This is a genomic window from Treponema sp. R80B11-R83G3 (genome assembly GCF_054786115.1).
In genome coordinates, this window is the sequence record NZ_BDHF01000242.1 from 1 (window position 1) to 1161 (window position 1161).

Consider the following 1161-nt stretch of genomic DNA (forward strand, 5'->3'; position numbering starts at 1 on the left):
TTTTTCTACGCCACATTTTTTTGCGCCCGAAAAACCGCTTCGCGGTTTTCCTTATCGGGCGCAAAAAAACGTCATATACCGCCAGACGTTAAGCAACATTGGGGCTAAATTTTATTGTAATTTTATGGAGGAGAAAATGGTTAAAAATAGGTTGTTCAAAACTGTAATTGTATTAACTTTTTTGGAAAATTGTGTTTCTTTAGAAACGTCCTCATCATCTTCATCTTCTTCAAATTTTAACGGTATAATTATTAATGAAATTACTACAAATCAAACTTCTTTGAAAAAAGAAGAAATAACAGAATATTTTTGTTATAATTTAACAGAATACTTTAATTCATATAAATATTACAAAATAACATCAGAGGTTTTCAATGAAAAAGAAAAACAAAATTATAATTCTACAGCCCGTATAATCAAACGAAATAATTTATATATTGTTGAATATATAGGTTCTGCTGGACGGTATTCAATTGCTTTTTCAAATACTGAATATTCTGAATTTGATAAAATATTTACATTTGGAAGGCGGACAGTATTAGGAAATGCTATTAGGGGTAAAGTATATGATACTTATTCTTCCTGGCTTTATAGAATGGAAATTGCAATAAAATCAAATGGAAATCGTGAATTATATGATGATGAATTATATGCTGCACTAAAGATTGAAAAATGGTATAATGATTTAAGTAATTGAAATAAATTTAAAGGAGAAGGGAAATGGAAAAATATATACTTGTAGAAGTAGATATGGAAAAACATACAGGAGAACAAATTCTTGAATTTTGTGCAGAAAATGAAGATGAAGCAATAGAATATGTTTTCCGTAAATATAATCCCCCTCCAAAAAATTATAATCTTTATCAATTAATTGTTGACACTGATAAAAATTTTAATTTTAAGACTGATTATAAAATAATAAATTTACCAAGTGAAATAACTGAAGATGGTGATTATGTTTTTTATGAATAATATTATTATAATGTACGCCCCAACGTCGCTTAACAGGTCGGTAAAAGTACGCCCCTTCGGGGCTAGTGTGCTGTAAAATACAGACAACGATATAAAAGAATGATATAATTGAGGCATGAGGAAAATACAGCCGCAAATAAACAAAGAAGACAAATTGCTGATGCAAAGATTATTATCAACAGGGCATCT

General features: G+C 28.9%; 2 protein-coding genes. Both read left to right on the top strand.

Features of this window, described 5'->3' with window-relative positions; genetic code table 11:
* Nucleotides 1-136 precede the first annotated feature (136 nt).
* Nucleotides 137-697 (top strand): hypothetical protein, encoded by a 561-nt coding sequence (locus tag ACYVRH_RS13010; RefSeq protein ID WP_461257325.1) that lies wholly within the window; start codon nucleotides 137-139, stop codon nucleotides 695-697.
* Between the two features lie 23 nt (nucleotides 698-720).
* On the top strand, nucleotides 721-972 hold the full coding sequence (locus ACYVRH_RS13015) for a hypothetical protein (RefSeq protein WP_461257326.1): 252 nt from the start codon (nucleotides 721-723) through the stop codon (nucleotides 970-972).
* The last annotated feature ends 189 nt before the right edge of the window (nucleotides 973-1161 follow it).